The sequence below is a fragment of the Geodermatophilus sp. SYSU D00758 genome (assembly GCF_054049955.1).
Genome location: NZ_JBJGYK010000007.1, coordinates 105,692 through 132,554, shown reverse-complemented (window position 1 = coordinate 132,554; position 26,863 = coordinate 105,692). Strand labels below are relative to the sequence as shown.

The 26,863-nt window shown below is 73.4% G+C and carries 25 protein-coding genes and 1 pseudogene; 16 read left to right on the top strand and 10 right to left on the bottom strand.

Features of this window, described 5'->3' with window-relative positions; genetic code table 11:
* Positions 1-114: 114 nt before the first annotated feature.
* On the top strand, positions 115-1,494 hold the full coding sequence (locus ACI8AC_RS07380; protein ID WP_456896673.1) for an AI-2E family transporter: 1,380 nt from the start codon (positions 115-117) through the stop codon (positions 1,492-1,494).
* A 168-nt stretch (positions 1,495-1,662) separates the two neighbouring features.
* On the opposite strand, the gene ACI8AC_RS07375 is transcribed toward ACI8AC_RS07380, so the two are convergent.
* The 5 genes and pseudogenes from ACI8AC_RS07375 to ACI8AC_RS07355 form a co-directional block, all read right to left on the bottom strand.
* Complete coding sequence (locus ACI8AC_RS07375) at positions 1,663-2,073, bottom strand: hypothetical protein (RefSeq protein WP_456896672.1); 411 nt, start codon at positions 2,071-2,073, stop codon at positions 1,663-1,665.
* 7 nt (positions 2,074-2,080) lie between these two features.
* Positions 2,081-2,795, bottom strand: a pseudogene (locus tag ACI8AC_RS07370) (DUF2391 family protein).
* A gap of 513 nt (positions 2,796-3,308) precedes the next feature.
* Complete coding sequence (locus ACI8AC_RS07365; protein WP_456896670.1) at positions 3,309-3,497, bottom strand: hypothetical protein; 189 nt, start codon at positions 3,495-3,497, stop codon at positions 3,309-3,311.
* 386 nt (positions 3,498-3,883) lie between these two features.
* On the bottom strand, positions 3,884-4,504 hold the full coding sequence (locus tag ACI8AC_RS07360) for a hypothetical protein (protein WP_456896668.1): 621 nt from the start codon (positions 4,502-4,504) through the stop codon (positions 3,884-3,886).
* A 208-nt stretch (positions 4,505-4,712) separates the two neighbouring features.
* Positions 4,713-4,982: a hypothetical protein gene (locus ACI8AC_RS07355; RefSeq protein WP_456896666.1), complete on the bottom strand. Its 270-nt coding sequence runs from the start codon at positions 4,980-4,982 to the stop codon at positions 4,713-4,715.
* A 673-nt stretch (positions 4,983-5,655) separates the two neighbouring features.
* Here ACI8AC_RS07355 and ACI8AC_RS07350 point away from each other — a divergent pair.
* The 8 genes from ACI8AC_RS07350 (at position 5,656) to ACI8AC_RS07315 (ending at position 16,046) form a co-directional block, all read left to right on the top strand.
* A complete protein-coding gene (locus tag ACI8AC_RS07350; protein ID WP_456896663.1) occupies positions 5,656-6,249 on the top strand; it encodes a hypothetical protein in 594 nt (197 codons plus the stop codon).
* 553 nt (positions 6,250-6,802) lie between these two features.
* On the top strand, positions 6,803-7,249 hold the full coding sequence (locus ACI8AC_RS07345) for an STAS domain-containing protein (RefSeq protein ID WP_456896661.1): 447 nt from the start codon (positions 6,803-6,805) through the stop codon (positions 7,247-7,249).
* A gap of 43 nt (positions 7,250-7,292) precedes the next feature.
* Positions 7,293-8,831: a PP2C family protein-serine/threonine phosphatase gene (locus ACI8AC_RS07340; protein ID WP_456896659.1), complete on the top strand. Its 1,539-nt coding sequence runs from the start codon at positions 7,293-7,295 to the stop codon at positions 8,829-8,831.
* A gap of 468 nt (positions 8,832-9,299) precedes the next feature.
* Positions 9,300-9,773 (top strand): hypothetical protein, encoded by a 474-nt coding sequence (locus ACI8AC_RS07335; protein WP_456896657.1) that lies wholly within the window; start codon positions 9,300-9,302, stop codon positions 9,771-9,773.
* Between the two features lie 32 nt (positions 9,774-9,805).
* On the top strand, positions 9,806-11,326 hold the full coding sequence (locus ACI8AC_RS07330; RefSeq protein WP_456896655.1) for a glycoside hydrolase family 68 protein: 1,521 nt from the start codon (positions 9,806-9,808) through the stop codon (positions 11,324-11,326).
* Entirely contained in the window at positions 11,323-12,768 is a 1,446-nt protein-coding gene (locus ACI8AC_RS07325; protein WP_456896653.1) for a glycoside hydrolase family 68 protein, read from the top strand. The genes ACI8AC_RS07330 and ACI8AC_RS07325 overlap by 4 nt, the downstream gene beginning before the upstream one ends.
* Positions 12,765-14,369, top strand: a complete 1,605-nt coding sequence (locus ACI8AC_RS07320; RefSeq protein ID WP_456896651.1) for a GH32 C-terminal domain-containing protein — start codon at positions 12,765-12,767, stop codon at positions 14,367-14,369. Before ACI8AC_RS07325 ends, ACI8AC_RS07320 begins: the two co-directional genes overlap by 4 nt.
* 426 nt (positions 14,370-14,795) lie before the next feature.
* Complete coding sequence (locus ACI8AC_RS07315) at positions 14,796-16,046, top strand: ATP-binding protein (protein WP_456896649.1); 1,251 nt, start codon at positions 14,796-14,798, stop codon at positions 16,044-16,046.
* A gap of 74 nt (positions 16,047-16,120) precedes the next feature.
* Here ACI8AC_RS07315 and ACI8AC_RS07310 read toward each other — a convergent pair whose 3' ends face one another.
* Positions 16,121-16,645 (bottom strand): hypothetical protein, encoded by a 525-nt coding sequence (locus ACI8AC_RS07310; protein WP_456896647.1) that lies wholly within the window; start codon positions 16,643-16,645, stop codon positions 16,121-16,123.
* A gap of 437 nt (positions 16,646-17,082) precedes the next feature.
* Here ACI8AC_RS07310 and ACI8AC_RS07305 point away from each other — a divergent pair, with 437 nt between their 5' ends.
* From ACI8AC_RS07305 to ACI8AC_RS07290, 4 genes are all read left to right on the top strand, one after another.
* The gene (locus tag ACI8AC_RS07305; RefSeq protein ID WP_456896645.1) at positions 17,083-18,213 is read left to right on the top strand and encodes an FUSC family protein; all 1,131 of its coding nucleotides are present in this window, start codon (positions 17,083-17,085) and stop codon (positions 18,211-18,213) included.
* Positions 18,214-18,547: 334 nt separating this feature from the next.
* The gene (locus ACI8AC_RS07300) at positions 18,548-19,060 is read left to right on the top strand and encodes a hypothetical protein (RefSeq protein ID WP_456896643.1); all 513 of its coding nucleotides are present in this window, start codon (positions 18,548-18,550) and stop codon (positions 19,058-19,060) included.
* 249 nt (positions 19,061-19,309) lie between these two features.
* Positions 19,310-20,074, top strand: a complete 765-nt coding sequence (locus tag ACI8AC_RS07295; protein ID WP_456896641.1) for a GAF and ANTAR domain-containing protein — start codon at positions 19,310-19,312, stop codon at positions 20,072-20,074.
* Positions 20,075-20,176: 102 nt separating this feature from the next.
* Positions 20,177-20,482, top strand: a complete 306-nt coding sequence (locus ACI8AC_RS07290) for a hypothetical protein (protein ID WP_456896639.1) — start codon at positions 20,177-20,179, stop codon at positions 20,480-20,482.
* Positions 20,483-20,713: 231 nt separating this feature from the next.
* On the opposite strand, the gene ACI8AC_RS07285 is transcribed toward ACI8AC_RS07290, so the two are convergent.
* Together ACI8AC_RS07285 and ACI8AC_RS07280 are read right to left on the bottom strand one after the other, a co-directional pair.
* The gene (locus tag ACI8AC_RS07285) at positions 20,714-22,213 is read right to left on the bottom strand and encodes a flavin-containing monooxygenase (RefSeq protein ID WP_456896637.1); all 1,500 of its coding nucleotides are present in this window, start codon (positions 22,211-22,213) and stop codon (positions 20,714-20,716) included.
* A gap of 101 nt (positions 22,214-22,314) precedes the next feature.
* Entirely contained in the window at positions 22,315-23,133 is an 819-nt protein-coding gene (locus ACI8AC_RS07280) for an alpha/beta fold hydrolase (RefSeq protein WP_456896635.1), read from the bottom strand.
* Between the two features lie 140 nt (positions 23,134-23,273).
* Between ACI8AC_RS07280 and ACI8AC_RS07275 the strand changes: the two genes are divergently transcribed.
* Complete coding sequence (locus tag ACI8AC_RS07275; protein ID WP_456896633.1) at positions 23,274-24,233, top strand: helix-turn-helix domain-containing protein; 960 nt, start codon at positions 23,274-23,276, stop codon at positions 24,231-24,233.
* Between the two features lie 148 nt (positions 24,234-24,381).
* On the opposite strand, the gene ACI8AC_RS07270 is transcribed toward ACI8AC_RS07275, so the two are convergent.
* A complete protein-coding gene (locus tag ACI8AC_RS07270; protein WP_456896767.1) occupies positions 24,382-24,996 on the bottom strand; it encodes a tetratricopeptide repeat protein in 615 nt (204 codons plus the stop codon).
* 9 nt (positions 24,997-25,005) lie between these two features.
* Positions 25,006-25,599 (bottom strand): hypothetical protein, encoded by a 594-nt coding sequence (locus ACI8AC_RS07265; protein ID WP_456896631.1) that lies wholly within the window; start codon positions 25,597-25,599, stop codon positions 25,006-25,008.
* A 283-nt stretch (positions 25,600-25,882) separates the two neighbouring features.
* Here ACI8AC_RS07265 and ACI8AC_RS07260 point away from each other — a divergent pair, with 283 nt between their 5' ends.
* Both ACI8AC_RS07260 and ACI8AC_RS07255 read left to right on the top strand, forming a co-directional pair.
* Positions 25,883-26,587: a hypothetical protein gene (locus ACI8AC_RS07260; protein WP_456896630.1), complete on the top strand. Its 705-nt coding sequence runs from the start codon at positions 25,883-25,885 to the stop codon at positions 26,585-26,587.
* A complete protein-coding gene (locus ACI8AC_RS07255; RefSeq protein WP_456896628.1) occupies positions 26,584-26,757 on the top strand; it encodes a hypothetical protein in 174 nt (57 codons plus the stop codon). Before ACI8AC_RS07260 ends, ACI8AC_RS07255 begins: the two co-directional genes overlap by 4 nt.
* The last annotated feature ends 106 nt before the right edge of the window (positions 26,758-26,863 follow it).

Genomic DNA, 26,863 nt, shown 5'->3' with positions numbered 1-26,863 from the left:
GGCTGACCCGCCGCCGTCATCGATGCCGCAGCCACCTGACGGGGATGACGGTTCGCTGACAGACGGCGGGAGGTGACCGTCCGGCGGACGTCGCGGGGTACCCGGCTCGACACGATGGTTCCTGGGTCCGGTCGTGGAGGACCCAGGGATGTGTACCGGATCCACCTCGATCGACCGAGGAGCGTTCGCCAAGGTGTCCCTCCCGTCTGCCGGAGCCCCGGTTCCCCGTCCCGACTCCAGCGGTGGGACGCCGGGCGGCACCCCCGGCCGGCCCCGGTGAGACGCCGGCCGGCCCCGGTGAGACGTCCGCGGGTGGACCCGGGCGCGAGCCGCCCTCCCGGTGGCGAGCCGTCCACGGCGGGTCGCGGTGACCCGGTCCCCGAACAGGTGATCAGGGACGACGACCGCGCCGGCCGACCCCCTGCCGGGTTCGGTACGCCGTCCTGGGCTGTCCGCACCCTCGCCACGAGTGGCGCGGTCCTGGCTCTCGCGGCGGTCGGCTGGTTGGCCTTCTGGTTCCTGCTACGGGTGCCCATGATCACCGTCGCGGTGTCCGTGGCGCTCCTGCTGGCGGCCCTGGTGGAGCCGTTCGCCCGCTGGCTGCGTCGCCGGGGGGCGCCCCCGGGCCTGGCAGCCCTGCTGTCGGTGCTCCTGCTCCTGGCCGTGCTGGCCGGCGTGGGCGTCCTGGTCGGCTTCCGCGCGGCCACCAAGCTGCGCGACCTGTCCCGGCCGCTGGCCGCCGGCATCGACCGGATCCGCGTGTGGCTGACCGAGGGCCCCCTGGACCTGGACGCCGGCCAGGTCGCCGAGGTCCGCAATGCCGTGGTCGCCTGGATCTACGACCTGACGCCTCCACCGGCGGACACCGCCCGCATGGCCCTCTACCTGCTGGCCGCGGTCGTCCTCGTCGCCTTCCTCGTGTTCTTCCTGCTCAAGGACGGCGCCCGCATGTGGGCCTGGTTGCTGGTCAGGGTCCCCGGCCGTCGCCGCGAGCAGGTGGACGACGCCGGGCGTTGCGCTTGGACGGTCCTGTCCCACTACGTCCGCGGTGTCCTCCTGGTGGCCCTCATCGACGCCGTCGGCATCGGGGCAGCCCTGCTCGTACTGGGGGTGCCGCTGTGGGGCTCGCTGACCCTGCTGACCTTCTTCGGGGCCTTCGTCCCCCTCTTCGGTGCCACCGTCAGCGGCGCGGTCGCCGTCCTGGTCACCCTGGTCACCAACGGCCTCACCGACGCGCTCGTCGTCCTCGTGGTCGTCCTGGTCGTGCAACAGGTCGAGGGCAACCTGCTGCAGCCGCTCATCGTCGGGCGCACCGTGCGCCTGCACCCTGCCGCCGTCCTCGTGGCGGTCACCACCGGGACCCTCCTGTGGGGCCTGGCCGGAGCACTGCTGGCCGTCCCCCTCATGGCCGTCGTCTACCGCGTCGCCGACCACGTCCGACTGCACCCGGCACCGGCGCCGGTGGCGGCGGCCGGAACCCGGGAGGTGCCGTGACGGCGCGCCGCCCGGGGCCGACGGGACACCTGACGCCAGTGACGCTCCCCCAGGCAGGCCGGGGGGCGCGCCGTCGGGTCCGGCCGGGGCGCTGAGCTCGCCGGCCCGTTGCGTCGCCGTGCCCCTCCCCCGGCGTCCAGGACCGGCCGGAGACGCCCACCGCCGCGCTCAGGGGACTCGGTAGCCGCGCGTGCCCACGCGGAGCTCGCCGCTTCCCGGGTCGGTGGAGAACACCAGCGCCCCCACGCGGGAGCTGTGCGGAGGGAGGTAGGCGATGGAACTCGACGCCTGCTCGACCGGGCGGCCGTCACGGACGAGGGTGCCGCCGATCTGCACGGCCTCGGCCGTCCGTCCACCGGTGTTCACGGTTTCGTAGTACACGGTCCAGCCGGCCGCGCTCCGGTCGAGACGGGTCACGACGACGGCCAGCTCCGGCCCGGTCTCGCGGACGCCCAGGGCCTGGTAGGTCAGGAAGCCGACGAGGGCCAGGACCAGGAGACCGCCGAGCGCACCGACGAGGTACTCACCGGGGCTGGTCGAGCCGTCCCGGTCTTCGGGGGTGCTCCTCGATGCGTCCACGTGGTCCTCACAGGATCAGCCGGGCGGCGGCGGCGCCGATCGACGCCGGCAGGGACAGGACCACGGACTCCAGGACCACAGCGGACCAGCCCGTGTCGTCGAACCGGCTCAGCGTCCAGAGCGGGGAGGCGGAGACAGCCACGGCGATCGCGTAGCCGACCACGGTGAGGGTCAGGAAGGACCGCAGCGGCCGACCGTGCGCCTCCTGACCCCGGGAAGCCCCGTCGGTACATGAAACCGTGCATGAGCGCGAGGCTCAGTGCGACGAGTGCCAGCCCGTGCCACGCGGTGGCCTCCGCGGCCAGCAGGAGGATCTCCTCCGTCGGGGCCACGTTGGCCGCGAAGACGACCGCGCCGGCGGCCATGAGGAACAGCTCGTGGCCGTAACCGCTCCCCCGGGGCCCCTCGCTGGCGGTGCCGAGCTGGCTGCGGGCGTACGAGGCGCCCACCGCCGCCGGCAGGGCCCCGATGACCACGATGGACAGCGCGTCCCGCCAGTCCTGCCACCAGGCCACCGTGCCCAGCGCGGTGAGGACGACGGCGGCGGCCAGCACAGCCATGATGAACGCGACGCCCGCGTCGGCCAGACACCCCGGCCAGCCCGGTCGTCGGGTGGCGCCGCCCAGCTGACGGGACAGGCCGATCACCAGGACGACGGTCGCCGCCAGCAGCAGCCCCAGCCGGTAGCGGTCCACAGCCAGCCCCATCCGCCACAGTTGCATGGTCATGAGGAGGGGCATGGCGAACAGGAGCGCTCCGGCGAAGGCGCGGCCCGTCCCGGCGACCAGTTGCACCCCTGCTCGCCGCCTCCCCTCGTTCTCCCGCCCACGGGAGGAGGCACCCTGCCTGGATGGAACCGGGTGCCTCCCGTGGTGTGGCGCGCCGGGCGGTTCCGGTCCGGCGGCCGGGTCAGCGGCGGCGAGGAGGGCCGACCGCGGCCAGGACCAGACGCACCCCAGCAGCGATCGGCGACCCACCCGCGCTCCGAGCCGGTCGGTGAGGTCCACCGCGCCCGTGATGACGGCGATCAGGGGAGGGGATGAACAGCAGGCGCCAGGCCGTCAGCCCGTCCGCCGTTCCGGCCCGGCGCCGTGCGCGCCGCAGGAGGAGCCGGCCAGCAGGCGTCCGTGGCCATGATCTCTCCTCCGTGCCGGCTCGAGGGCTCGGGCCGGGGCCGCCGCTGCCGGACCCCGCGGCGGATGAGGGGTCCCCTCGTCACCCGTGCCGGAGGTCTCTCATTCGTCCTCCGACGACTCCTCCTCGCCGACCTCCTCCTCGCCGACGCCCTCCTCCTCGACGACGCCCTCCTCCTCGACGGGCTCCTCACCGCAGGCGGCGACGGTGAAGGCCGATGCGGCCACGGCCATGCCGGCGACAGCAGAACGCCACTTGCTCCGACGGCTGGGCAGGGGGCTGGGATTCATGACTCTCCTTCGGACGACCGGCGGTGGGCCGGGGACCATTCGGTGCCGGACCCGCTGTGCCCGGACTCCGACACCGCCATCCAGGACCCCGACGGTCCGTCATCGAGGCGTAACGCCCGTGCAACGACCACCGGTCACGTCACCGACCCGTACCGGGCCCTGCCCGCCGGTCGTCGAGGAACGGACCCGACCCGCTCCTCGGCAGGTGGGCTGTCGAGGACCTCCGGCCGCTGTACGACGCGTCGCCGTCGCGACGGCCACCGCACGACGCGTCGCCGTCGCGACGGCCACGGCACCCCGAGGTGCCCGCAGGGGCAGGCCGCGTAGACCGTCCCGTGCGGATCGAGACCCGGCCGGCCGTCTGCGGGGCACCAGCAGACCTCGCGTCACCCCCCGCTCTGCTCCTGCAGGACCTCCAGCTGGTCGGCAGCGATGGCGGCCTCACCCTCGAACGCGGAGAAGAAGGCCTCGGCGTCGTCGAAGAGCCCATCGGCCGCGATGCCGAAGTCCTGCTCGAAGGTGTCCCGCTGCACCTGCACCACCGTGCCGGAGACCCGGACGACGTCGTCGACGTCCAGTTCGGCCGGCGGGTTGGCCGAGATGACCGCGATCGGTTCGCCCGTCTCGTCGGCGATGCGGAAGGCACTGCCCACATCGGTCGTGGTGAGCACCTCGGACACCGCGGCGCTGACGGTGACCTCCTGGCCGATGAGGGCCTGCGCATCCTCGAAGACCCCCGCCTCGTCCTCGGGGACCGGGGGCACCGGGTCCACCGGTGCGTCGGCGTCCCCGACACCGTCCTCCAGGGCGCCGACCCGGTCGTCGAGGGCACCGATGTCGTCCTGGATCCCCTGGAGGTCCTCCGTGGTGACGCCCCCGGCCTCCGGACCGGCTGAGTCACCACAGGCGGCAAGCCCGCCCATGCCGATGGCGGCCGCCACGAGGGCCGCAGCCGCGCGTGCGGGACCCCGACCATGGAGTGCGGTCAGGCGCCGGCTCGTGCTCATAGCTTCTCCTCTTCGTCACCGAGCGCTGCGTGGTGCAGCGCCGCCTCCTCGGGCACCGCCTGCCTGCCCGAGGGACTCCCGTGGACGCGGGCGGCGACGCTTCCGACATCCATCCGCAAGGCTGGTGCAACATTCCTCGTCGCTTCCCGGCTGGCGGGGGTCCGCCGCGGCCGTGGGCACCTGCGGGAACCGGCGCCCGCGCCGGTCCTCAGCGGACGCCGGCGGCGTACCCGACGGCAGATGCGGCGTGACGCTGTCCGGCGTCCTCGCGGACGGCTCCCAGCCGTTCATCGAGCAGTGCGTCGATGCGCCGGCCGCGCAACCCGACGGCCACGACGAGCTCGGCCTCGATGTCGGCGAGCTCGGCCTGACGTCGCCGCAGCACGGCCAGCTCGGTCAGCGCCGCCCTCCTGACGGTCCGGTTGTCGTGGAGGTCGGCGTCGATGGCCGCCACGGATCGGCGTGAAGACGTACGCATGGCGTTCTCCTCGTGCAGGTGTGGTGCCGAGCGGCGCCGGCGGGCGCCGGACCGTGCACCGTCGATGCCCCTGCACCCGGGGGCTCAGCGGTCGTGACCCACTGCTGACACCGAAGCGCAAGGCACACGCCACACGGCTCGGACGGGCACCGCCACCGGCTGCTGCCACCGGTCCGCTCCGGCGGCGCGCGGGCGGCTGCCGGCCTCGGCCCCCGTCGCAGAGACGGGACGCATGTGGCGCGAGAGGAACGAGGACCTCCCGCAACGGGGGGCTGTCCACGGCTCCGCTGCACCCGGGGACCGCATGGATCGTTGACAGATCGTCTCGGGACGGCCGACAGTGAGAACCGACCGACCGCGGTCTTCTGCCGGAGGTGGGACCGCCCGGCCCAGCAGCAGGGCAGGGAGCGCCTGAGGCTCACCGCCGAGGAGTCCTTCGACCTCCTCCGCCCGGTCTCCTCGCGAACCGACACGAAGCTGAGGGCCGCATCGATGGCCGCGACGGAACGGCGACACGGGTGGGTGTTCCGCTGCAGGAGCACCCGCGTGAAGCGGTACGGCGGGGCTGCGATGACGAGGACCGCCCCGGGGGGGCGTCGGGCCGGAGACCTGCGGACGTGGCAGCCCCGCGCCCGGTCGCCCGTCGCCATCAGGACAGCAGAGGAGAGGTGGGATGGACGCTCGCTCGGTCGGGCGCGCGATCTTCGCGTTCGCGATACTGCTGGCCCTGGCCAGTGCGGTGGGCAAGGGCGTGGTCGGCGACTGGGAGGCGGCCCTCCGCTTCGCCGGGGTCGCGGTGCTCATGTACCTGCCCCGCGCCTCCGACGTCCCACCGTCCTTCGCCGCGGCCTTCGCGACCTTCCTGCTGCTGGCCACCTGGGCGTCGGTGCAGCACTGGTACCGGGACTTCAGCTGGTTCGACGTGCTGGTGCACTTCCTGACGCCGGGCAGCCTGGCTGCCGTGTCCTACTTCGCGCTGGTCCACTGGCGTCTCATGCCGACCGTGGTCGCCCCGCCCGAGCGGCTCCGCCCCTGGGCTCCGGTGGTGTGGGTCACGGCGGTCGGGCTGGCCGCAGCGACCCTGTGGGAGTTCTACGAGTGGGTGGTCGAGCAGATCAGCCCCGCGGGCATGATCGTCGGCTACACCGACACGATCGTCGATCTCTTCGCCGGCATGCTGGGCTCGCTGGTCGCGGGTCTCCTGGTGTTGCAGTGGGGACGTCGGCACGAGAGGTCCCGGCTGTCGGAGGCCGACCGCGCGGCGTAGGGTCCGCCGCCGTCGGGCCGGATCGCCGGTCGGGCGAGCGCCCCGGCCAGGGTGCCCGGCTGCCCGCTCGGGCCCTGCCGACCGAGTCGCGGGCTCGTCATCTGGCGCCAGCGGGGCGAGCGGTCGATGTGACGTCTCCCTGACGAGCACCGGCGGACGTGGTCGACGGACTGCCGTCCCGCTCACCGTGGGAGAGGCGCCGGCCCGGCCTCCCCCGTGCCGGGCCGGCGCCCCTCGGAGCAGGACCGGAGGCGATGACCGTGGCCGGCACTCACGTCGCGCCCGCCGTCCGCACCGCCGTCCCGGGGCGAGCCCGGCGTACGGCGGTGCACCGGACGGCCGGACCGCCGCCGACGGTTCCGCCTGCATCCGAGGAGGACTGAGTGCACCGGAGGACTCGCATCGGAGGGGGCCGTCCGGTCCTACGGGGAGTGTGCCGCGTCCGGATAGCCTGGCCCCGGGTCGAGCTCACGGCCCGACCGCTCACCGGCAGGCAGCGCGTCGGGGGGCCCGCACCGGGCCGCGCCCCGTGCTCGCCGGCAGAGGTGATCGCTTGCCCCTCCCTTCCTCCTCCCCCTGTGGACCGCGCCCCGCGGGCACCCCCACGTTCCTCGTCCGGATCGATCTCGTCACCGGCCGCATGGAGCTGGCCGGAGCACTGACCGCGCGCACCGCGCACCTGCTCCTCGCCGCCGTCCCGAGCCTGGTGCGCGCCGGTGCCGGCCGCTGGACGGTGGACGTCACCGGGCTGACCGCATGCGATCACTCCGGGCTGCGGGCCATCGGCGCCACCTACCGCCGGGCGCTGCGGCACGACCGGCGGATGACGCTGGTCGGCGCGCCGCCGGCGCTGGTCCGAGCGCTGTCCCGGCTGCGCCTGGACGGGCACGTCCTCGCCTCCGACCGGGGGTCGGACGCCGCACGGGTCCCGCTGGCCGGCGGTGCGCGGGGGCCGGCCCCCGGTGCGCCACGGACCGGCACCGCCCCCTGCCTGGACTGAGCGCCGTGAGGCCGGCGGAGCACGCCCGGGAGGTGGTCGGGCCGTGACGTCGACCGGCGGATCGCGCAGCGTGCGGGTGGACGTGGCCGGGGTGTCCCGACCCGTGGCCGAGCAGGCCCACGCGGCGCTGGCCGACGTCGCGTCGCTGGCGACCGAGGCCGTTCCCGGCTGCCTGGGGGTCGGGGTGTCCCTGGCCATCGACGGCGAGGTCCACACCGTCGCACTGACCAGCGAGTCCGCCCGGCTCCTCGACGAGGTGCAGTACCGCGACGGCGAGGGCCCCTGCCTGACGGCGCTGCGCGCGGGCGAGGAGATCACCTGCCACGACTACGCCGTCGACCGGCGCTGGCCCGACCTGGCCCGGCTGGCCCGGTCGACCGGGGTGAGCAGCTCGCTGTCGGTGCCGCTGCGCGCCGACGACGGTGTCATCGGCGCGCTCAACGTCTACGCGGGGCGGCCGGGCTCGTTCGGCGACGGTCCCCGCGGCACCGCGCGGACGCTCGCCCGCCACGGAGCGGTGATCCTCGACCAGTTGCAGCAGCGGCACGCCGAGGAGGGCCGCCGGGCCGTCGAGCACCGCGTGGTCGAGGAACTGCGCCGCAGCCTGCTGCCGGAGCTACCGGCCCTGCCCGGGCTGGCCTCCGCGGTGCGGCACGTGGCCGATGTCCGCGCCGACCGGATGGGTGGGAACTGGCACGACCTGTTCCCGCTGCCCGACGGCGCGGTCGGGCTCGTCATCGGCGACGCCGTGGGCCACCACGGCACCGCGGCGGCGACGATGGGGCAGCTGCGCAGCGTCCTGCGCTCCTACGCCTACGAGGGCGCCAGCCCCTCCCTGGTGCTCGACCGCATGGACCGGCTGGTCGAGGGGTTCCGGCTGGCGGAGCAGGCGACGGTCTTCTACGGCCGGCTGGTCGTCGACACCGGCGGGGCGCTGCTGCTCTACGGCAACGCCGGGCACCCCCCACCCCTGCTCCGGGGTCCCGACGGCGCGGTGACCCGACTGGCCGGCGCGGCGTCCGGCCCGATCGGCGTCCCCCCGCAGGGGCACCGACCACGGTCGGAGGCGGCCACCGACCTGCCGGCCGGCGCCACGCTGCTGCTCTACACCGACAGCCTCCTGCACGGCCTCACCGAGGAGCGGGAGGTCGGTCCCGGGGAGGCGATCGAGATGGTCGCCGACACCCTCGCCACCGTGCCCGGCACGGCCACCCCCTCCGCGCTCTGCCAGGGGGTCCTCGACGAGCTGGTCGAACCCGAACGGCACGAGGACGTGACGCTGCTGGCCGTCCGGATCGCCGACCGCCCCCACTCCCGCCCCGCCGAGGCGGGGACCGGGGGCCGAGCGGGGCCGAGGCCGGCCGAGCGCGCCCGCCGCCTCGCCCACCTGCTCGCCGAAGCAGAACGCGACAGCCGGCGGCTGTGCGCCGAACTGCGGGACACCCGACGGCAGGAGCCGGTCGGCGACGACGTCCTGTCCCGAGCCCAGCGATGTCACCTGCTGGTCCAGGACGCACTGACCTGCGGCGCCATCGAGCTGGCCACCCAGCTCGACGTCCCCGACGACCAACTGCCGTCGTAGAGGGGGCCGGGTCGAGGAGGTGCGGTGTCGCCACGGCCTACCGGGTCACCGGGAGGGTAGGCCGTGGCGCCTGGCTCGGCGCGGATCCGCGTGGCCTGCACCGGGATCCGGTCGACCACCGGCACCGGGAGATCACCCCGGGCAGGCCGCCACCGCGGTCGTCAGCTGCGGGCCCCGCATCGACCCGTCCCGGCCACACGGATCCCGGATCCGCGTGACCGCGGTCACCGACCGGCGGACCGGCGTCACGGACCGCCCGCACCGGCGGTCTGATCGTCATCGCGACGAGGCGGCCCGGATGACGCCATCCTCCGGCCGCCTGCTCCTCCAGGCCCCCGACCGGGGCCGGTCCGCTGGAGTTACGGCTGTGTGACGGTCGCGGTGCCCGCGGTTGCGCTCATCGAGGGCCCGGGTAGTGGGGCGCCGGAATCAGTCCCGTTCCAACCTCCTCGTTCTCTCGAGGGTTCCATGAACGGACGCTGCGGTCCCCGCCGGACCGCCTGGCTGCTGGCCACTCTGCTGATCGCCGCGGGTACGACCGCCTGCACTGCCGACGAGGACACCTCGGCCGGCGCCGGTACGACCGGCGCCGGGGCCGAGGAGACCGAGCTCGACGCCGCGGTCGAGGAGGACGCTCCCGCGGTCACGCCGCCCGGGCCCACCGTGACCGAGCCGGTCGACGTCGTCGAGGTCCTGACCGATCAGACCTTCGTGGCCGAGGGACTGTCGGAGACCTCCGGGGATCCCGTGCTCGTGGTCCACCAGGCCGGGATCCCACTGGAGCCCGGGCAGACGGTCGAGGTGACCGGCAAGGTGCGGACGTTCGACGAGGCGATGTTCGAGGAGCAGCTGGGCCTGGAGCTCGACGACCAGGCCCTCGGCGCCTGGACCGGGCGTTCCGCGGTGCTCGCGCTCGAGGTCGCCCCCGGAGGCACGCGGTGATCCGCCGGCGGAGCGCCGCAGTGGTGGCTCTGGTGACGGCGTGGCTGGTGGCCGGGGGCACGGCGCTCGCCTCCCCGTCGCCCGAACCGACACCGCCCAGCCCGACGGCCGAACCGCCGGGCCCGACCTCCGAGCCCCCGACGGCGGAGCAGCAGGGCCCGCCGACGGCCGGCACCGACGACCCCGGGGTGCCGACCGTGGAGGTCAGCGGCCAGGACGTCTCGCTGTGGACGATCGACGCGGTCGAGGGGATCGCGGAGAACCGCACCGAGCGGACCACCATCCCGCTCTACGTGCCGCCCGAGCAGCTGCTGGACCCGGAGCACTTCCTCTGGGACAGCTGGCCGATGCGCAACATGGACGACGGGCAGATCACGACCCTGCCGGGCGGCTGGGAGGTGTGGGTCACCCTGGCGTCCGACCGGACACCGGGCGACGGCGAGGCCTTCTTCACCGTCGCCAAGTGGCGCTACTACTTCACCAAGGACGGCCGCTGGATCGACGGCGGCTACCTGTTCGGCGACGACGCCCTCGGCGCACGGCAGTGGGCCGGCTCGGTGCGCTACGACCAGCAGACCGGGCGCGCCAGCTTCTACTACACCGCCGTCGGGAAGACGCCGGGCGAGGGCGGCGCACCGTCGCCCGAGGCCGGTCCCCCGTCGCCGAACCCCGAGCCGCCGTCCTACCCGGAGGACTTCGCGCCGGGGAACCCGGCCGCCGGCCGCCCGCCGGTGCTGCAGCAGATCGCGCTCACCAGCGCGCAGGTCGTGGTGGACGACGAGGGCGTCACCTTCACCGACTGGGCGCCGCACGAGGTGATCCTGGAACCCGACGGTGAGATCTACCAGACGTTCCAGCAGTTCGACCCGGACGCGGTCATCTACGGCTTCCGTGACCCGTGGGTCTTCACCGACCCGGACACCGGCGACGAGTACCTGCTGTTCGTGGGCAACGCGACGTTCATCCAGGGCCCGCACAACGGCGTCGTGGGGGTCGGCCACCGGACCGAGGACGGTTCCTGGGAGCTGGAGGAGCCGATCCTCGCCGCCGACCAGGTGAACAGCCAGCTGGAGCGGCCGCACCTGGTGTTCCGCGACGACCACGTCTACCTGTACTTCACCACCCACGCGTTCACGTTCGCGCCGGCGTACGCGGGCCCGGAGGGGCTCTACGGGTTCGTCACCGACGGTCCGGACTGGCGGGCGGGCTACCGGCCGCTCAACGGGGGTGGCCTGGTCGCCGGCAACCCGCCGACGGCACCCACCCAGGCCTACTCGTGGCTGGTGCTGCCCTCCGGGCACGTCATGGCCTACCTCAACAACGCCGGGGACCCGGACAGCGACGAGTACCCGGGCGGCTGGATCGGCGAACCGGCCCCGATGTTCGAGCTGCAGATGACGGAGGACCGGGCGTGGATCGCCGATGCGCTCACCCCGCTGGGTGACGAGGACCGGCCGCCGGTACCGGAGCCGACACCCGTGCCGCAGGAGCCGACGACCCCGGGACCGGGCATCCCGATCCTCGAGCAGGCGCTGCCGGAGGTGCCGCGATGACCACCCGGAAGACCGCTGCGCTGCTGGTGGCCACGGCGGTGGCCCTCGCCGGGCCCGCGACCGCCGCGTCCGCCCAGGCGCCCGAACCGCCCTCCCCGGCGCCCTCGCCGCCGCCCACCGCCGGCCCGTCCCCGGACGGGCAGGGTGACCAGGGCCCCGAGCCCGGGGCACCCCAGCCCACCACCGCCGGGGAGGACCCCGGTGGCGGGGGGGCGCTGGTCGAGGACGAGCCCGGCCTGCCCGAGGGCTACGAGTTCGACGGCGCGTTCACCAGCGTGTGGCTGGAGTCCTCGGCCCGGGGGATCACGCCCGACGGGACGACGACCCTGCCGGTCGTCGAGATCCCCGATCTGATCGACACCGACGCCTACGTCTGGGACAACTGGCCGATGCGCACCCCGACCGGGGAGGTCGCGGTCGTGGACGGCTACGTCGTCCTCGTCGCGCTGACCGCTCCGCGGGAGGGCAACATCCCGGGCGAGCGGCACGGCCTGGCCCAGTGGAGCTACTACTTCACCCGCGGCGAGGAGTGGATCGAGGGCGGGCCGGTGTTCCCCGAGGGCACCGCGCTCGGGGAGCGGCAGTGGGCCGGCAGCACCGTCTACGACCCCGCGACCGGCCGGGCCACCATGTACTACTCGGCCCTCGGCGGGAACCTCCCCGACGACGCCCGCTACGACGACGCCGACCAGTTCGAGGACCCGGCCGCCGAGTCCCGCCAGGAGATCGCCGCCACCAGCGCGCAGGTGGTGACCGGGGACGGCGTGCGTTTCAGCGACTTCGCGCCGCACGAGATCATCCTGACCGCCGACGGCGAGTACTACGTGACGGCGGAGATGAGCCGGCGGGGCAACGGGCCCTACGTGTTCCGCGACCCGTTCTGGTTCCTCGATCCCAGGACCGGCAGGGAGTACCTGCTGTTCGCGGCGTCCTCGGCGCTGTACGAGGGGTCGCACGCCGCGGTGGTCGGCGCGGCGGAGCGGTTGTCCGACGGCACCTGGCGGACGCTGCCGGCGCTGCTCAACGCCACCGGGACGAACAGCCAGCTCGAGCGGCCGCACATCGTGGTGCAGGACGGGCGGTACTACCTGTTCGTCACCACGCACGGGTTCAGCTTCGCCGAGGACATCGAGGCACCGGCCGGGTTGTACGGCTTCGTGGCCGACTCGGCGTCCGTGCGCGGGCACTACCTGCCGCTCAACGACAACGGGTTGGTGCTGGCCAACCCGGCGGAGGCCCCGCAGGAGCTGTACAGCTTCCTGGTGCTGCCCGGCGGCAACGTCCTCAACTACGTGAACTACGTCAACCTGGGTGACGTGTCGCTGTCCGAGATCGGCGAGCAGTCCCGGCAGTGGCAGCGCGAGCACTTCGGCGGCACCCCCGGGCCGCTGTTCGACATCCGGATCGTCGGCCAGCACACCATGCTCGAGTCGCAGTCGTGAGGGTGCGCCCCGGGCGCCGGGCCGCCCCGTTGGTGGCCTTGGCGCTCCTGACCGGCTGCACGAGCGCGGACGACGGGACGGTTCCCGCCGCCACCACCCAGACCCCGCCCCTGGAGCAGCTCCCCTCCCCGGCGCTCGGTCTGTACACCGAGGAGCTGCGACCGCAGTTCCACTGGTCCCCGCCGTTCGGGTGGATGAACGACCCCAACGGCCTCGTCCGCGTGGACGGCGAGTACCACCTGTTCTTCCAGTACAACCCCTACAGCGTCGACTTCGGCCGGATCGGCTGGGGGCACGCGGTCAGCACCGACCTCGTCCACTGGCAGCCGCTGCCGGTCGCACTGGCCCCCACCGACGCCGAGCTGATCTTCAGCGGCAGCATCGTCGTCGACCGCGACGACACCAGCGGGCTGTGCGCCGAGGCCGAGCCGGGCGCGTGCCTCGTAGCGATCTACACCACCCACCGCGACCTCGGGGAGCGGACGATCCAGACCCAGGACGTCGCGGTCAGCACCGATCGCGGTCGCACCTGGACCAAGTACGAGGGCAACCCGGTCCTCGACCTGGGGCTCACCGACTTCCGCGACCCGAAGGTCTTCTGGCACGAGCCCACCGCCTCGTGGGTGATGGTCGTCGTGCTGCCCATCGAGCGGCAGGTGCTGCTGTACCGCTCCCCCGACCTGCTGGCGTGGGAGCCGCTCAGCGAGTTCGGTCCGGCCGGCGCCGTCGACGGCATCTGGGAGTGCCCCGACCTGTTCCCGCTCACCGTGGAAGGCACGGAGGACACCCGCTGGGTGATGAAGGTCGACCTCAACCCCGGCCACGTCGCCGGCGGCTCCGGCGGGCAGTACTTCGTCGGCCGGTTCGACGGCACGACCTTCGTCCCCGACGAGCCCGACGCCGCCCCGCTGTGGGTGGACTACGGCAGGGACTTCTACTGCGCCACCACCTTCGCCGAGGGCGTGGACGAACCGGGCCGCCAGCTGTGGCTCGGCTGGCTCAACGACTGGCTGTACGCCCCGCAGGTGCCCACGTATCCCTGGCGCGGCAGCATGACCCTGGCCCGCGAGCTGTCCCTGGTCCCGACCCCTGACGGGCCCCGGCTGGCGCAGGAGCCGGCCGGTGACCTGGAAGCCCTGCGCACCGGTGAGGTCACCGCCACCGGCTCGGCCGGCGAGCTCACCGACGCCCTGGCCGAGCTCGATCCGGACGAGCTCGACGCCTTCGAGGCCCGGCTCGCCCTCGGCGCGGGCGCCGGCTCGCCCGTCGAGCTGCGGCTGCTGCTGGAGTCCGGGGACGTCGCCGCCACCGTCCGGGTGCTGCCCGGCGAGGGCTTCCTCGTCGAGCGACCCGACGAGGGCAACCTCGAGGTGGCGCCCACCTTCCCCGGCCCCACGCCGGTGGCACCGACCGGCGCCGAGGACCCGATCACGCTGCACGTGCTGCGGGACCGCAACTCCCTGGAGGTCTTCGGCGCCGACGGGCGCTCGGTGATCACCGAGCTCGTCCTGCCGGCCGGGGACGTGACCCGCGTGGAGGTCGTCGGCGGCGACGGCGCCGACCTGGAGCTGGACCTTCGGCCCCTCGCCGGCGCCTATTGAACCGGTCGGCTCCCCCCGGCAGCCCCCGGGCGGTCATGCCACCCGAGCCGGCGCCGCAACCGGGGGCTGCGCGGGCCGGCGCGGGCCGGTCGGGAGTTCGTCGGTGTGCACAGCTGGTCGGGCGACGGCCCGCACGCTGCGATCGGTGGATCCCCACGGGAACGGTGACCTGGACCTGCACCACCCGCGGGGACGTCATCCGGCCGGTGCGTCGGGGCACAGGGGGTCCGCCGACCCTGCCCCCAGCCGGTGCCGCTCGTGGGCGTAGCATCCGGGCGGGTCGAAGCGAGGCTCGCGGCGCGTGTGACCGGGTGGCGAAGGTGGCGACCCGGCATCCGGATCACTGGCGAGTCGGCCGATGCCGTGGTTCCCCACCGGGCCGGGGAACTCCTCGAAGGCCCCGCTCTCGACCGAAGGAGCGCGGACGTGTCCGGACCCGGGTTCACCGTGGGACCAGCGGAGCTGAACGGTGCCGCGCAGCGGCTGGCCGCGGCGCGGACCCGGGTCGCCGTGCTGTCGCAGGTGGTCTTGCTGGCGCCGGCGATGATGCCGGGCGCCGAACACGTCTCGGTCACCGTGCCGGCGGCGGGTCGGCTGGTCACCGCGGCGGCCAGCGGGCCGCTGGCCCGGCAGGTCGACGAGGTCCAGTACCGGACCGGCGAGGGTCCCTGCGTGACCGCGAGCCTGACCGGCGACACCGTCCTGGTCGGCGATGTCGCGACCGAGACGCGCTGGCCGCGGTTCACCGCCCGCGCCGCGCGGCTACCCGTGCGGGCCATGCTCAGCGTGCCGCTGCCCGATGGCTCCGGGGTGGCCGGCTCGCTCAACGCATCCGCCACGACGGCGGGCGCGTTGACCCCGCACAGCGGCATCACCGGATCGGCGTTCGCCGCGCTGGCCGGCCTGGCCCTGCTGGCCGCCACCGACCGGGAACGCGCCCTCGACCGGCTGGCGCAGACGCGGTCGGTGGTGGCTCTGCTCGCCCATGACCTTCGATCCGGGATGACCGTGACCCGGTCGGCCGAGGACTTCCTGCTGGGTCAGCGAAGCCAGCTGGACCCGGCCGGTCAGGAAGCGCTCGACCTGCTCGGTGACGAGCTGCAGCGGCAGGAGCGCCTGCTGTTCGAGCTGCTGGACCTGGCCCGCGCCGAGCTTCCGTCGACCCGCGCCACCGCGTTGCTGCCGGAGGTGGTGGAGACGGTGGGCAGGCACCGCCGCACGGTGCCGGTGCAGCCCGGCCCCGGTGCGGCCGAGCTGCTGGTGACCATCCACCACCTGCGACTGCGCCGGATCCTGGCCAACCTGCTGGACAACGCCGACCGGCACGCCGGCGGCGCGACCGCCGTGCACGTCGCCGGAACCCCGGAGGAGGCCCGGGTGACCGTCGAGGACGCCGGCCCGGGCGTACCCGCCGACCGCCGGGAGAGGCTGTTCACCGATCTGATGGGCACCTCCACCGCTTCCACCACCGGCGGCAGCCACCTGGGACTCGGCTTGATCCGCCTGCACGCCCGTCTGGCCGGCGGTGACCTGCGCATCGAGGACCGCCCCGGCGGCGGCGCCCGCTTCGTGCTGCTCCTGCCCACCGCGGACGTGTCCGCCCCGACCGACCGCTTCCCAGCCGGTTCCGGTGGCCACACCCCCGGCCCCGACCGCACGCCGCCTGCTCAGCGATGACCGACCCCTGCGTCCCCGACGGGAGCCCGGGCGCCGATCCGCACTGACCCGCGACCACGCCGGTCCCTCACCGCTCAGTCCTCGTCGAGGAGGTTGACGTCGACCGCGGCGACGTAGGGCCCGCCCTCGAAGACCTCGAACTCCGCGTCGCGAAGATCGGCCTGGAGTTCCGCTTCCACCTCCAGCAGGACGAACGTGCCCACCGTGCCCGTGACCTGCGCGGTGTACCCGGGGAGCAGCGCGACGCCGTCGGGGACCGGCCGCACGACGAGGGTCGCCCGGTCCCCCTGCCCGATGACGAAGGCCTGCGGGTTGAGCACCTCGACGATCTTGCCCTCGACGGTCACGGGAGTGCCGGGCGTCGCGTCGAAGAGGGCGGTCTCGCTCTCCTCCTCGGGAGCGTTCGCGATGTCCTCCTCGCTGACCTCGTCCTCCAGCGACTGGACCCCCCCGAGGTCCTCGGCGCCTTCCTCGTTGATGTCCTCGAGGGTCACCGCCGATTCGGGGTCGTCGCCGCAGGCCGCCAGTCCGAAGGTCAGGGACAGGGCGAGCGCGGGCACGCCCAGCATGCGGGTGATCGGAGATCTGACGGTCGACACGGGGTCTCCTCCTCGTCGGCCGGGCGCCACCTGCGGCCGAGCCGCTGGAGGACGTCCGGCACCTGGTCCTGTCGGCCAGGGAGGTGCCCGGTGAGGACGAGCCCGCGCACGGGGGGCCCCGCTTGTCACCCCACCGCAACGACGCTGCCTCCCGGACGACCGGAGGCGTGTCGAACGCGTGACGAAGGACCGACCGAGCGGACGCGGCAGGGAGCGCGTGGACACGGTTGGGGGGTGGCGGAGAACGGGTCGCGCAGGTCGGCTCGTGCAGCAGGCACGAGGACGGCGGGACCGGGAGACCTGCGGGGGCGAGCGGTGGGAGGGGTCCCCTCGGATGCGTGCACACCGACCGGCCCGCCAGGTTGCCTCGCACCGGCCGGCGCGGTCGTCGACCGACCGGGCGAACCAGCGCTCGGCGCCGCCAGGAGACGCACTGCATGGAGACGGACCGCGTCGTGAGCGAGGAACCCGAGCGCAGTGGGCGCCGAACGCGCTGGTCGCGGCAAGCGGCACGAAGGCTCGCGACGAATCCCCGGTTCGGGCTCGCCGTCAGGGCCGCTGTCGCAGCCGCCATCTCCTGGGGATTCGTGCAGGTCCTACCGGGTTTCGCGGCGGACTACCCCTACTACGCGCCCCTGGGCGCCGTGATCGCCACGTCCACGACGATCGCCGGGGCGGCGCAGCAGTCGGCGCAGACCGTCACCGCCATCGCCCTCGGCGCCGCGGTGGCACTCGGGATCGAGTCGCTGCTGGGGCGGAACCTGGCCACGATGGCCGCCGTCGTGGGCATCGGCGTTCTCCTGGGCGGATGGAAGCGACTGGGCAGCGGAGCCGCGTGGCTGCCCACATCGGGACTGTTCGTGCTGGTCCTCGGGAACGAACACCCGCTGCACTACGTCGCTGGGTTCGCCGGGCTGACCCTGCTGGGTGCACTGATCGGGCTGGTTCTGATCACTGCGTTCCCACCCCTGCCGCTGGCGCCCGCGAGCGCAGCCCTGGACCGGCTGCGGACGACCCTCGCCGATCAGCTGGAGGACCTCGTCGCCGGCCTCCGACAGGGAGGTGCCCCCACCCCCGGCGAGTGGGATGCCCACGTGCACGCCATCGACCCTGTGGTCGCACAGGCGCGCGAGGCTGTGAGCCGAGCGGCGGAGGCGCGAAGGGGCAACCGGATCGCGGGTCGGTTCCGCGACTCCCTGGAGCGCCAGCGGCGACAGGCCGAAGCGTTGCAGCGGCTGGCCTTCCTGGTCGCGAGCATCACGCAGTTCCTGACCGAGGCCGACGTCGCGGGGAGGGAACGAATGGCACTGGGACCATCCCTGCGCCTCCCCGTGGCTGAGGCCTTGGGCAGCCTCGCCCCGCTACTGCGGAGCGTGGACGGGCAGGAACCGGATCCGGTGGCGGCCGAACGGGCATGTGACGCACTGAGGACGCTGACAGCGCAGCTGCGTCGCACGAGGGCGACGACCGATGAGGACCTCCTCGTCGCGAGCGGGATCGTGGAGAACATCCGGAGATCGCTCCGCACGCTCCGACCGCCGGGAGCGGACGAGCCGGCCGTGGGGTGACATCGGCCCCCTTGCGCCACCGGATCGATCCCGACGTGACGCCGACGAGGACGGCTCGCGTGAGGAGCTCGACGGGACGAGGAGGCCGACAGCACCGACCGGGACCGGGGGTCTGGGGGACGACGACGAGGACACCGGCACGCCGCGACCGGGCGGGCGGCTGACCCGAGCATCGGCTCCCCCGCGTGGAGCGCGCGACATGACGCTTGGGTGACGTAGCGCCCGGAGCCGGGTGGGCGGCCATGGCCCGGGCACACCGTGACCGAGCCCACCCTGGGGGGTGCGTGACCAGCGGCAGCCGCCGACCGGGTGACCTCGGAGAGGAGTCCCAGCAGTGCCTGCTCATGCACACCGGGGGCCGACGGCCCGCGTCCTGACGGCACTGCTCGCCGCCACCGGACTCGGCGTCACCGCCTGTGGCGGTCTCGACGACGACAACGCACTGGCGCCGTACAGCCCGGTCGAGGTGCCGGACATACGCGGTCCGGACGACATCGACGACGCCTACGCGGGTCTGCTCGACGAGAGGGTGCACGAGGACCTGGACGCCTACACGGGGATCGAGATGACCCTTCTCGTGGACGTCGTCGAGGTCATCGGCTCGCGGGCATTCGCCGTGACCTCACCGGCGGGGGAGCGGGTGGACCCGGTCCTCGTGGTCACCAGCCGCGACACCGGAACCGAACCCGCGGCCGGGGAGCACCTGGTCATCGCGGTCACCCCGGTCGACGACTTCGACGCCGAGGTGGTCGTGGACCAGCTGGAGCTGGGGGTCGCGCCGGAACGGCTCGACCGCTGGGACGACGAGACCTTCCTCGTCGCCACGATCGTGGAGTCCGCTGCCTGAGCCGGCGCCGGCCTCTGCCCGGGACACGCACGGATCGGTGCGCTGCACCGTCCGCCTGCCGGTCACGTCCGTGACGCCTGCGCACCGGCCACCTTTCGACCTCGTGACAGAGTGCCCTGGCCGGGCGAGACATTCCCGGGACCGGGAACGACGTAAGCCGACAGCACGCGCCGAGCCCGCCGCGCCATCAGCGAAGGCCCGCAGTCCTGCCGATCCGGCGGACCGCGGTGATCGGTGTGAGGAGCCCTCATGGCCGAGGGGCGGGACCGGGCCGACCGGATGGCCGCACTCGCGCGCGAGCTGACCCGGCAGCCGGACCTGGCGCAGGTCGTGCAGCGGGTGGCTGCGTTCGTCGCCGAGAACCTGGGTCGCGAGCTCAGCGTCAGCGTCTCGCTCGTCCGCCGGGGCCGGGACGTGGAGACGCCGGCGGCGACCGATGCGCGGGCGGTACGGGCCGATCAGCTGCAGTACCAGCTCGGCGAGGGGCCGTGCCTGGACGCCATCTGGAAGCAGGCGACCTCCGGCGTCGACGACCTGGTCGTCGACCGCCAGTACCCGGACTGGTCGACCAGAGTGGCCGCGGAGACCGGCCTCCGCAGCGTCCTCTCCCTGCGGTTGTTCGTCGACGAGGACGAGAGCCTCGGGGCGCTGAACCTCTTCTCACCCCACGTGCGGGGGTTCGACGGAGCGACCCGCAGCGACGCCCTCGCCTTCGCCGCGCAGGCGGCGGTCGCGGTCACCCGGGGGAGGATGGAGGAGCACTTGCGCACGGCGATGCGCACCCGGGGGCTCATCGGTCAGGCTCAGGGCATCCTCATGGAGCGACTCAGGATCACCGCGGACCAGGCCTTCGGGATCCTCAGCCGGCTGTCGCAGGAGAGGAACACCAAACTGCGGGAGGTGGCCAGGTACCTGGTCGAGACCGGGGAGATCCCTCTCGGTGACCCGGGCACGAGCCGAGGCGACACAGGCGATCGAGGTGGCGGTCGGCGCGGCACGCCGGGCGGCCGATGATGCCGCCCGGGCAGCCAGGACGCGGCTGACCCGGCCACCGAAGCAGCGCAGGACGTCTTCGCGGAGTCGGAGGACGCGGACGTCGACACCGCGGCCGACGAGGTGCAGCAGATCCTCCGCAACGCAGTGACCGGCGACCACGGCGAGCAGGTCGAGATCCGGGCCGAGCGCATGGCCGACTTCATGGACGCCCTGCCCCGGGACCTGCAGAACGACCTGCACAACGCCATCGGCATGGAGCCCGAGGCAGCCCAGCAGGAGCTGCAGGAGGTGGGGCTGGGCGTGCTCGACGGAGACCACGGCCGGGACGTCCAGATGCGGGGCCAGTGGTCGGGGCAGACGTTCCACCAGTGGGAACTCGGGCAGATGAGCGAGAGCGACGTGGATGCCGCCACGGATGCCGGGTGACCTGCCTCGAAGCCCAGGTGGTCGGCGCACCCGGGCGGCCGTGAGCCGACCGCGGCGGTCCGCTCGGCCAGCACCCGGGTGAGCGGCCCGTCCATCTCGGCCTCGGGTCGGCAGTCGCCGCCCGCGCCGACGTCGGGGCGACCAGCCGGGTCGCCAGAGCGGCAGGTCCGCAGCGGTGCTGCCGACCAGCTGTGCGACCTGCGGCTTCGTCCAAGGGCGTCGCGGTCCCGGTCAGGCGTCCGCCGACACCAGCTCGTACTCGGCGAGGTCGAGCTCCGCGGTCCGCTTGCGGTAGTCCTCCACGCTGCCGGACCAGTTGTTGGTGATCCGGCCGTCCGGCGTCTTGTACCAACTGTTGCAGTTCCCGGCGAAGGAGCTGTTGCGGAGCTCGTCCTGCAAGTGTGCGTTGTAGTGCTCGAGCACGTCGGGCTTGAGGTCCAGCGCGGCGCCCTTCTGCTTGCCGGCTTCCAGGGCCTTCAGGACGTAGTCGAACTGGCACTCGAGCATCGCGATGATCGAGTTGTGTCCGAGGTTGGTGTTGGGCCCGTACAGGATGAACAGGTTGGGGAATCCCGACACGGTCATTCCGAGGTAGGCCTCGGGTGCTTCCCGCCAGGCGTCCCGCAGGGAAACACCCTCGCCACGGCGCGGCGGCCAGCTCTTCGGGGATCGCCCGATGATCTCGACGTGTCCGATGAAGGACAGGGTCTCGAACCCGGTGGCGTAGATGATGACGTCCATCTCGTGCAGGCGGCCGTCCGCGGTCCGAACGCCGGCGGACTCCATGCGGTCGATGCGCTCGGTGACGAGCTCGACGTTGTCCCGCATGAGAGCCGGGTAGAACGTGTCGGCGATCAGCAGTCGCTTGCAGCCGATCGGGTATTTCGGCCAGAGCTTCTCGCGAAGGTCGGGGTCGGGGACCTGGGACTCCAGGTGCTCCCGCGCGATCCGGGTGAACTCCTGCGCGACCGGGTTGTCCTCAAGCTTCATCGCGCCGATCCAGCCCTCGTGCTCCCAGTAGAAGGCGTCCCGGCTCTCCTGCAGGCGGGCCGGATCCTCCAGGAACAGCCGGCGCTCCTCCGCGGTGTAGGGCCGGTCCAGCCGGGGCACGCAGTAGTTCGGCGTCCTCTGGAAGACCGACAGGTGACCGGCGACCTCCGCGACCTCCGGGATGAACTGGACGGCGCTGGCACCGTTGCCGATGCTGGCCACCCGCTTGCCCGCGAGGTCGACGTCGTGCCGCCACCGGGCCGAGTGCCACGAGACGCCGTCGAAGTGCTCCCGGCCCTCGATGCCCTTGAAGCTCGGCCGGTTCAGCTGACCCCACGCCGCCACGAAGGCTCGAGCCCGCACCTGCTCACCGGTGAGGGTGGTGATGAGCCAGTGCCCCCTGTCCTCCGACCACACCGCCTCGGTCACCTCGGCGTTGAGCCGGATGTGGTGGTTGAGGCCGCGGCGGGCCACCAGCCGTTCGATGTTGGCCTGGATCTCCGGTTGGAAGGCGAACACCCGGCTCCAGTCCGGCTGCTCGTCGAAGGAGAACCAGTACAGGTGTGACTGGACGTCGCAGCTGGCGCCGGGATAGCTGTTGTCACGCCAGGTGCCGCCGACGCGGTCCTCCTTCTCCAGGATGACGAAGGACTCCTCGCCGGCCATCTTCAGCTTCATCCCCATGCCCAGCCCGGCCAGGCCGGCTCCCAGGATGGCGACCTCGTAGACCTCGGTGTCCATGGCTCCCCCTCTGTGGCGTGGTGGTTCGGAAGTGGTGGTGCTGCGCGGTCTCACCGGCGAACGGGTGACCCGGCCCTCGGCGCTGCGGTGCCGGGGCGCGGCTACGAGCTATCGACCGGGTGCTGGGCGAGGAAGTCCATGACGACGCCCACCAGGTCCCCCGGCCGCTCGAGGTGCAGGCAGTGGCTGGAGCCCGGCCCGGTGATCAGCTCGTACCGGGCGCCGGGGATCCGGTCGGCCACGGCCCTGGACTGCCACGGCGGGGTCAGCAGGTCCTGCTCACCCACGACGACGAGGGTCGGCGCGCTGATGTCACCGAGGCGGTCGAGCGTGTCGTGCGCCAGGTCGGCGTCCCACTGCTCCGTGGTGACCGCCATCTGCTCCTCGTCCTGCGGGAAGAAGGGCGCCATGGGCTCCAGGAGCTGCAGGAAGTCGGGGTGGTCCAGGATCTGCGGCGAGAAGGCGAGCCCGGCGACCACCAGCGCGGCGTCCATGTCCCGCGTCGCGTACGGGTGCCGCAGCGCGGTGAAGATGCTGCGCTGGAAGCCGTCGCAGCGGCCCCACGTGGCGTAGAGGACCGCCGAGGCCAGTTGGTGCGGGTGCGCGAGCGCCATCTCCTGGACCACCGCCGAACCGAGCGACCACCCGACGACGTGCGCCTTCGGGATCTCCAGGGCCTCGAGCAGAGCGGATGCGTCCTCGGCCATGGAGGCGGCGGTGATGGGCCCCTCGCCGCGTTCGCTGCCGCCGAGCCCGCGGTTGTCGAAGGCGATGACCTGGTGCCGCTCGGCGAGTCGAGGCACCTTCTCCGCCCAGAGGCCGATCGATCCCGACGTCCCCATGACCAGCAGGAGCGGTTCTCCCTCCCCGCTGATCTCGTAGTGCAGCCCGACACCGGTACGGACGTGCTCCAGCGGCATGCCGCGACGATGCCCGCGATGCCGCTCCGTGGCTTGAACGTCCGGTCGAGCGAGTTGAAGGAACGTGCGGCGAGGGGCTCCGGCCGACGGTCGTCGACGTCCGTCGAGGACCACGCGGAGATCGCACGGCCGTCCCTGTCGTGATCCCGGCCACGCGAATTACCCTGGGAGAGGTCGTCGGTGTCGACGCGGGGCGGACCGGAGGCCCAACCATGGCGCAGGAGCTGATAGCCCCCGATCAGCTGCCGACCTGGGTCCCCGGACGGCTGACCGTCCACAACCGTGATGCAGGCTGGGACGGGATGTCGGTCCGCGGGTACCGCTACGGGCCTTCGGATGTCGCCGTTCCACCGCTGCGCGACTACGCGGTCATCGCTTACCGGCGCGGGGCCACCCCGATGCGCCGACGTGTCCACACCCGCTGGACGACCGAGAACCTGCGCCCGGGTGACGTCTCGCTGCTCACCCGCGCCGTCGAGTCGCACTGGGTGTGGCCTCGGGACATCGAGGTCGTCCACGTCTACCTGACGCAGGACGAGCTCGCCTCGACCTGCCGCCAGATGTACGAACGCGACGTGGACGACGTCGCACTGCACGACACCGTGAAGGCCGCGGACCCGTCGATCCACCGCACCGTCATGCAGATCGCCCACGAGGCCGCCCAGGGCGCCGCCGGCAGCAAGCTCATGGTCGACTCGCTCTCCTGCCAACTCGCCGTCCAGATCCTGCGCAAGCACGCGCACGTCCTGTTCCGGGAAGCCGGTGGATCCGACGGACTGACCTTCGAGCAGGAGCGCATCGTCCGCGACTACGTCCACCACCATCTCGCCGAGACCATCTCACTGGACCACCTCGCCGCCGTTGCCGGCCTCAGCCGGTTCCGCTTCGTCCGCGCGTTCCGGGCCACGACCGGCACCACCCCGCATGCGTTCGTCCTCCACCAACGGGTCGAGCGCGCCCGCGCGCTGCTGGAACGCACCGGCACCCCCATCCCCGACATCGCGGCGAGCTGCGGCTTCGCCGACCAGCCACACCTGACCCGCGAGTTCAAGAAGAGGATCGGCGTCACTCCCGGCCGCTACCGGAGCCGTCAGACCTGAGGACCGACCCGCCAACCGGGCCCGTCGCCGGGGTTGCGGGGAAGGAGGCGGCGGCCGCCGGACGACCCGTCGTCTCGTGCTGCCGGTGGGTGCTCGGCGCCTTCGACGGCGATCTCCTCGAGCGCCTCGTCGAGGACCCGGTCGGGGCTCAGGCGGTGCCCTGTGCCCAGGCCTCGGCGAACGCGTCCTCGCCCATCTCGGCGCGGGCCCGGCTCGTGAGGCGTTCGTACACGGAGGGATCGAGCGGCAGCGTGGTGGCGCCGATGACGGCGCACTGGGCGTCGGCGGCTCCCCACAGCCGGACCGCCCGCGCCGGCCGGCCCTGGGCGAGCGAGACGCGTGCCAGGCCGTCGAGGCAGTCGGCGGCCAGCCACTGCTCCCCCAGCCGGGCAAAGCGGGTCAGGGCACGGCCGAAGAACCGGGCGGCCCGGTCCGGGTGGCCGTCCTCCAGGCTGCACCAGCCGAGCTTGTCCAGGTGAGCTGCCGTCAGCCCTTCGTCCCCCGCCACCCGGGAGACCGCCAGGCCTTCCTCCAGCAGAACGGCGGCGTCCCGGTGGCGCCCACGCTGGATCTCCACGAGACCGGCGACGTTGAGCGCGCTCGCGAGGCCGGAGGGGTCGCCGGTCTGCCGCCACAGCGCGACGCTCCGCCGGGACAGCCGGGTCGCCCGCTCGGGCGCGCCGGTCCACAGCGCCACGACCGCCAGCCCACTCGTCGCCGCGGCGGTCGCACGGGTGCTCCGGAGCGTCGTGGCGAGTGCCAGTGCCTGCGCCTAGGAGCTCTCCGCGGCGGCGATGTCCCCCTGTTTCACCGCGATGTGGCCCAGTGCCTCGAGCGCCGCTCCGCGAAGCGGCGGCGGGGCGGACGAGCAGGCGGTCAGCGCCGCCTGCAGCCACCGGCGTCCTTCCCGGAGGTGGCCGCGCACGTACCAGAACCGCCGCAGCGCCACTGCGAGCCGCAGCACGGCGTCGTGGTCCGTGCGCCCGTGTTCCTCGGCCAGGGCGGCTCGGAGGTTGTCGTGCTCGGCGTCGAGGAGGTCCAGCCACCGGCTCTGCTCCGCCCCGCTCAGCTCGGGTTCGACCCGTTCGGCCAGGGTCAGGCACCAGTCGGCATGGCGCGCGCGAACCTGGTCCTCCTCGCCGCTGTCGGCGAGCTTCTCGAGCGCGTACTGCCGGACCGGTTCCAGCAAGCCGTAGCGAACCCCGGCGGGACCGGGGGCCGCGGCGGTGCGCACGAGCGCCTGCTCCCACAGGCTCGCGAGCGAGGGGAGGACGGCGTCCGCCGTGAGCTCGCCCTCCGCGCTGACTGCCTCTGCCGCCTTCAGGTCGAAGCCCCCGGCGAAGACCCCCAGGCGGCGGAGCAGCACCTGTTCGGCCGGGGAGAGGAGGTCATGGCTCCAGTCCAGCGTGGCCCGGAGCGTCCGCTGTCGCTCCGGCAGGTCGCGCGCGCAGACCCAGTACCTCGTCCAGGCGGGAGAGCAGCTGGGTCGGGCCGAGGAAGCTCACCCGGGCAGCCGCGATCTCCAGAGCGAGCGGTAGCCCGCTCAGGCGCGTTGTGTGGGTTGCCGTCGGCAACTGATGGCTTGACATGAGGGCGCCTCTGCGGAGCGTGGCGGTTGTCGAAGCCCCTCGCCCGCAGAGGCGCCCATCATGCTGCCCACCGAGGACCTGTTCGTCCACGTCTACGTGCTCGTCGACGACGCGATCGCCGCCGGGGAGATCACCATCCCGGCCCGGCCGGGGCCGGCCCCGGCCTGCAGCGACGCCGAGCTGCTCACTCTCGCCCTGGTCCGTCATCTGCTGGGCCGGCGCAGCGAGGCCGGGTTCCTGGCCGAGGTGGCCCGCGACTGGGCGGCGCTGTTTCCGCGGCTGCCGCACCAGTCCGAGGCCAACCGGCGCATCCGCTGGCTGTGGGCGGCCTTCGAGCAGCTGCGCGCCGCACAGGTGGCCGGGGCGCCGGTCGATGACTGCGCCCAGATCGACACCAGCGCGCTGCCGGTCAAGAACCCCTCCCGGGTCCGCGGCCCCGACGGCTGGGTCGGCCCCAACGGGCTGGTCGCCCGGTTCGGCCGCGACGGGGCACACGGCGAGTGGTTCTACGGCTTCCGGATAGCGGTCCGCACCGACCTTCGGGCCCGGGTGGTGCGGGCCTGGAGCCTCGTGCCCGCCGCGGTCAACGAGCGGGACGTCGCCGCCGATCTGCTCGCCGCCGGCTCCGCACCGCGCGAGCTCCTGCTGGACAAGGGCTTCGCCGGGCGCGCCTTCACCGCGGCCCGCGCCGCCGGGGGCACCGCGGTGCTCGTCGCGCCGACCAAGGTCCAGCGCGCCGGCATGCCCAGGGTCTTGCGCCGGTGATCGCCTGCTGGCGCAACCTCATCGAGGTCACCTTCGGCGAGCTCACCGACCGGATGGAGCTGGCCCGCCACGGCGCACATACCTTCTGGGGCCTGCTGACCCGCACCGCCGCCACCATCGCGGCGCACACCCTGCTACGGATCCACTCCGCCGACCTGGGGGTTGCATGAGTCAACCCACATGACGCGCCTCAGGCGCCGGGTGATCTCGGCCATCTCCTCGGCGTTGTCAGGCGTCAGGGCGAACGATGGGTCGGCATCCTGCGCGCGCGTAAGG